General features: G+C 37.5%; 5 protein-coding genes. 2 read left to right on the top strand and 3 right to left on the bottom strand.

The window, feature by feature from the left end; genetic code table 11:
* Positions 1 to 711: 711 nt before the first annotated feature.
* The 3 genes from H6F39_RS19930 to H6F39_RS20910 form a co-directional block, all read right to left on the bottom strand.
* Positions 712 to 2,160: a glycoside hydrolase 100 family protein gene (locus tag H6F39_RS19930; protein ID WP_137907028.1), complete on the bottom strand. Its 1,449-nt coding sequence runs from the start codon at positions 2,158 to 2,160 to the stop codon at positions 712 to 714.
* 466 nt (positions 2,161 to 2,626) lie between these two features.
* Entirely contained in the window at positions 2,627 to 3,241 is a 615-nt protein-coding gene (locus tag H6F39_RS20915) for a DnaJ domain-containing protein (RefSeq protein WP_242028683.1), read from the bottom strand.
* A gap of 171 nt (positions 3,242 to 3,412) precedes the next feature.
* Positions 3,413 to 3,829, bottom strand: coding sequence for a hypothetical protein (locus H6F39_RS20910; protein WP_242028682.1), 417 nt, complete (start codon positions 3,827 to 3,829; stop codon positions 3,413 to 3,415).
* A gap of 203 nt (positions 3,830 to 4,032) precedes the next feature.
* On the opposite strand from H6F39_RS20910, the gene chlP reads away from it, so the two are divergent.
* Positions 4,033 to 5,253 carry a geranylgeranyl reductase gene (chlP, locus tag H6F39_RS19920; RefSeq protein WP_137907027.1) on the top strand — a complete coding sequence of 407 codons (1,221 nt, stop codon included), beginning with the start codon at positions 4,033 to 4,035 and terminating at the stop codon, positions 5,251 to 5,253.
* A 334-nt stretch (positions 5,254 to 5,587) separates the two neighbouring features.
* Positions 5,588 to 5,791, top strand: coding sequence for a hypothetical protein (locus H6F39_RS19915; RefSeq protein ID WP_190372811.1), 204 nt, complete (start codon positions 5,588 to 5,590; stop codon positions 5,789 to 5,791).
* Positions 5,792 to 6,234: the final 443 nt, after the last annotated feature.

Below are 6,234 nucleotides of genomic sequence, written 5' to 3'. Positions count from 1 at the left end.
CTCTCATTTCTTGCTTTCTGAATAATAAATTTTTTAATCATCTTGAATTCGGACTCCTTAGGAAACTTTACTTTCTCACACCACCCCCCTTTTAATGATATGTATTCTCATTAAGCTTATTTCTCTTTAATTGATCGTTAGTTATTATGTACTACTATCTCTGCTTTTTTGATCTGTGACAGTTCAGGGTGCGGAATGTGGGATATAATAGGGTAAGTTTAGGTTGAGTGAGGTACATTTTGTGCAGGCAAGATGCCTGCACCACAGGAGTTTTATTTTATTATTAATATCTGTACTTGAGGTGAAGACTTTGGGTGTAGCACAGCGATAGCGAAGCGCTGCTGCAAGCAGTTCGCTATATAATAGGGTAAGTTTAGGTTGAGTGAGGTACATTTTGTGCAGGCAAGATGCCTGCACCACAAGATTTTTATCATTAATATCATAAGATCGGAAACTGCTGTAAAATCCCTATCTTCATCCTGTACATCCTTTCATCCTGGATATCCTGATTCTGACATTACCCCACAAAGCAACAATTAACGCAAAAAAACCGCGAAAAATTTGTTTTTTAGGTGTTGACAAAGGATTTTAAATATGTTATCATAATATTGATAAGGAAGAACTATCATCCTTACTATTCCCTACCCTCAATAGATGTTGTGGAGCGGGCAAGATGCCCGCTAAAATCATAGAAATTAAATGCAGTACAGCTTAATGATTCATGAAAGGATCTATACTGCCAATTTCAAATTCACAGGCTCTAGAAATGGTTTCTGGGGGTAATTCATCAAAACTAATTAATGATAAATGATTGGGATTATTGATTAATTCCTGCGCTAATAAATAACCGGTAATTGTCCAAGTTTGATATTTTCTCGCTTGTTTACCAATTAATCTCCCTTTTTTACCATCATAATATTCTGGCCATTCATCTTCACTGAGTCGAGATTTAGCAATTTCAATGGCTTTTTGTGCTAATTCTGGTTTTTTGGTTTTTACCGCTGCTGCTGCTAACATCCACATTAAAACAGGCCAACTTCCGGCATTATGATATGACCAGGGAATATTTTTTGGATCACACCCCGTTACTACTCGATATTCTTCACCTTGTAAAGCAGGATAACAGATTTTAATAGGCATATCTCCTACTAAATCCTCCCATCTTTTTTCAATCAAATTCATAATTGCTTCAGACTGTTCTTCTGTAGAAAGATCAGAAATTACAGCCATTAAGTTTCCGAGGGTGAAAAAACGAGTATCCATTTGTGATGGTCCAACATTTCCCGCAAAATAACCCCCTTTTCTGGGTAGCCATTTATCTAAATCATAATAGGGTAAAGAATCTGCATAAATATTGAAAAGATTAACCGCAGCTTTACCGTATTCTTCTCCTTTAAACCGATAAATTGCATTCAAACGATGAATATCTATCCAATAATGCTGACGAAGATGACCACATAATAAAGGTAAACGGTTATCAATGGCTTCAATAATATCTTGATTACCTTGGCAAATTAGCAGTTCTCGCGCTGCACGTAAAGCCGCAAAAAACAGAACTTGAATTTCTAAAGGATGTCCATAAATACCCATACGTCTATCTATCATACACGCGCCGTCGGGAACTAATAGAGTTGGGTACATATCAAAACGATTAGCCAAACAGATATCCATAATTAACCTAATTCCTGTTTGGAATTGAGGTTGATAAGCTAAAGATGAATCATTGGTAGCGACTACATAAGCCCGCAATAAAATCAACCACCATAAACAAGAATCAACTGGTGTCACTCTAGCAATAGCGTGTTCACCAAAATCAGCTTCTAAAAATTCTTCCCCATTGGCAGAAACGACTTTAAAACTGGCTGGAATTAGACCTCTACCGGGTTTATAGGCATCTAATGCTTTTTCTTGAGGCTGTAACTTTAATGTTTCTTCTAGGAAGTTTTTGACAATATCTGTTCTACCTTTAATCAGAAAAATTAACGCCGAAGAAACGAAATCTCGAATAAAACATTGGTCATAATTTAATGCTTCTACGGATGAATCATAAGCGGCTACAGTACCTACAGGCTGACCTTTGTAGTAGAGAATTGAATTCTCTAATACTTGCCATGCTTCATTTTCTATATTTTGACTTGTCTCTAATTTATTTAGTTGCATTTCCAGACTAACTCCATTTAGATAGTAGATTTTTTGGGAGTAGATACACCTTTAATTATTGTTTATGCCATTTTCATCATAACTTTGAAATAGCAAATATCAATCCAGTCAAAATACTAAAACTTAGTCAATGTAAAAACCTAACTGCATAGTATTTAGCAGTTTTCTTAACTTCTGAAAATACACCTCATTCCGTGTATTAGAATCACAGAATTTTAGTATACATACTTGATCAGGAATTTGCTATTGAAATCAAAAAAAATATTATTCCCCTACAACTTAACAATTTATAACGTTTTTTGAAAATATGCAACATAAACAATTCACAAAAATTCAAAAAAACTCAAAAAAATCAGAAAATTCAAAAAATCTAGTTATTAATACTGATAAAGCTATCTTTCTTTGATAGCCTGTGAAAAAATCGAGTTTATAGGGCAGAATTTCCAAATTTCCACTGATTTTATGATCAATTATGTGTCTTATGTGTCTTTAATTGCTGCTGAAACTTTTGATATGCCTGATTAACTGCTTGCATGGCAGTTTTAGCACTAACAGAACTGTTAATATCAGGATGATATAATTTAGCTAATCTCAGATAGGCCAGTTTGACATCTTTGGGGTGAGTTTTCGGTTCTACGCCTAAAATTTCCCACCATTCCCCAATTAATGGTAAATTATCGCTGCTGTCAAGTTGCCAAATCTTGATAGTCCCACCTTGATCACCACTAATCAGCATTGTACCATCTAGACTAAAAACTAGGGGACTAAAACCAGAAATAGTTGCCAATAATGCCCCAGTTTGAAAATTCCAAAGTTTGATAATTCCCTCTTGACTACTACTAGCAACAATTTTACCATCTGGGTGAATAGCAATAATAGCCACAGATAACACAGCTTCCGCTTGTCCAGAAAAAATATAAAGACATTTGCAAGTTTGCAAATTCCATAAATTAACTTGTCTGTCATTACTACCACTCACCAAAGTTTTATTATTAGGATGAATAGCTACACTATTCACTTTAGCTGTGTGTCCTTTGAGAGTTTTTACACATTGCCAATTTCCCATTGTTTGAGAAGCCATAGTTAATATTTTATGGGGTTCATTTTTTGCAGTTTGACTATTTATCTTTGCCTTTAATTTTTCTAACTCATCATCAATTTCTAAGTCCGTAAATTTGCCATGAAGATCATCACCAGATAACTTTAGTAACGCTGCAAGATAATGATAATGATCATGATCATCATCATTTTGTCAAATTTTCTCTTCCATACGTTCAAAAAGCTGCATGGGGGTTTCTTGAAATTCAGAATCATTTAATAATTTAGCCACACCATAAGCAGCAAGTCCTAAAACTGCACCAATTCCCGCTATGGGTACAGTACCAATACCGAATGCTAACCCAACTTTAGGCGCGACAAATCCCATATTACCGATTATATGAGAAATCCCAAAACCACTCATAGCACCAATACCCATGGCACCAAAAGCTACTGTATCCCCTGTTCTCATTCCCTCAAAAGCACCATAAGCAGCAGCGCTAATAACAGCACTCGCAGCCGTTACAGAAGCCGCACCTATTCCCATACCACCCACAGTGGAGGAAATAGTTGCACCTGTTAACGTTCCTGTGGTCATAAATATTGCACCTGGTTGGGATATTGGTTTCATATACCGGAAAATTGCCCTCACTCTCGTGTCGTTTTGTTTTGTGTAAGTCCTGAGATAGTAACTCTACATAAAATATGCCATTTTGATGACGAAATATTAAGGAATATTGTATTTTGTGTGAAAACCCCAGGCTAAGGGGGGAGGCCAGCTAAAAGTCCGTGATAGGATACTTTGGGAAAATATTGATAATTAGGAGAAAACCTTTGACACTACGGGTTGCTGTTGTTGGTTCTGGACCTGCGGGTTCATGCGCTGCTGAAACTTTAGCGAAAGCTGGAATCGAAACATACTTGTTTGAGCGGAAATTAGATAACGCCAAACCTTGTGGGGGTGCTATTCCCCTCTGTATGGTGAATGAGTTTGATTTACCTCCAGAAATTATTGACCGTCGGGTACGGAAAATGAAAATGATTTCTCCCTCTAATCGTGAGGTTGATATCAATTTGATAAATGAAGACGAATATATAGGAATGTGCCGCCGAGAAGTGCTAGATGGTTTCTTGCGAAACCGGGCGGCCAAATTAGGGGCGAATTTAATTAACGCCACTGTTCATAAGGTTGATATTCCTGGGAACAATACTGACCCCTATACCATCCATTATGTTGACCATACAGGAGACGGGTCCGAGGGCGTGACTAAAAGCCTCAAGGTGGATTTAATCGTTGGTGCGGACGGCGCAAATTCCCGCATTGCTAAGGATATGGGTGCTGGAGATTATAATTATGCGATCGCTTTCCAAGAACGCATTCGTCTTCCCCAAGATAAAATGGCCTATTATAATGACCTGGCGGAAATGTACGTTGGTGACGATGTTTCTACCGACTTCTACGCTTGGGTATTTCCCAAATATGATCACGTAGCGGTAGGTACTGGCACAATGCAAGTTAACAAAGCCAGTATTAAACAATTACAAGCAGGTATTCGCGCCCGTGCTTCTGAAAAACTAGCCGGTGGTAAAATTATCAAAGTAGAAGCCCACCCCATACCCGAACATCCCCGTCCCCGTCGCGTTGTGGGACGCATTGCTTTAGTAGGAGACGCTGCTGGTTATGTCACTAAATCCTCCGGTGAAGGTATTTACTTTGCGGCCAAATCTGGGAGAATGTGTGCAGAAACCATTGTCGAAACTTCCAACAATGGAGCGCGGATACCTACAGAACGAGATTTAAAACTTTACCTCAAACGTTGGGATAAGAAATACGGACTCACTTACAAAGTCTTAGACATTCTACAAACCGTCTTCTATCGTTCCGATGCTACCCGGGAAGCATTTGTAGAAATGTGTGATGATATGGACGTACAAAAGCTAACTTTTGACAGTTATCTTTATAAAACTGTAGTTCCTGCTAACCCCTTTACCCAATTAAAAATTACCGCTAAAACCATTGGTAGTTTAATTCGTGGTAACGCCCTTGCACCTTAAATATAAGAAATCAGAAGCCCGAAATTCGTTTCTGGGCTTCTTTTTTTGGGTGAATAAATTACATATTTTTTTTCTCACGCAGAGACGCAAAATGTAAATTACTTAAAATGGTGGGTTACACTGTCGCTAAGTAGGTTGGCGTTAAAAATTGTCGTTATGAGAAGGGAACTCTTAACTCTTAACTGGGAACTCTTAACTCTTAACTGGGCAACTTTACTTTTCGTTACTTGTATCGGTTTTTTTCCGTTCACCTACTTAACACACCTACTTTTAAATTTAAGATAGTTCTTCCTTATCAAGATGAGGATAACATTTTTCAAATCCTTTGTCAATTTTGTCAGAATCAGGATATCCAGGATGCAAGGATGTACAGGATAATGATTTAAAATGGTGCGTTACTATATTATATAGCGAACTGCTTGCAGCAGCGCTTCGCTATCGCTATGCTACACCAAAAGTCTTTAACAACGGTGCGTTACTAGTCGCTAACACACCCTACTATTTGGCTGTTTCCTGTCAACTGTCAACTGTCACCTAATTTCAGATAGTTCTTCCTTATCGAGATAATTCTAACATATTTAAAATCCTTTGTCAACACCTAAAAAACAAATTTTTCGCGGTTTTTTTGCGTCTTGTTTCCTGTCAACTGTCAACTGTCAACTGTCAACTGATTAAAGGATGTACAGGATGAAGATGGGGATTTTCTGATTATGATTAAAGATGGTGCGTTACTATATACTCTGGTAACATTCATGCTTTTACATTTGTCAGAATCAGGATATCCAGGATGAAAGGATGTACAGGATGAAGATGGGGATTTTTTGATGATGTCAATGATTTTAAATGGTGCGTTACTATATTATATAGTTATTATATAGCGAACTGCTTGCAGCAGCGCTTCGCTATCGCTGTGCTACACCCAAAGTCTTCACCTCAAGTACAGATATTAATAATAAAATAAAACTCCTGTGGTGCAGGCAT

The sequence above is a fragment of the Dolichospermum sp. FACHB-1250 genome (assembly GCF_014696335.1).
In the GTDB taxonomy this organism is placed as follows: Bacteria; Cyanobacteriota; Cyanobacteriia; order Cyanobacteriales; family Nostocaceae; genus Dolichospermum; species Dolichospermum planctonicum.
This window is presented reverse-complemented; position numbering and strand designations above follow the sequence as displayed.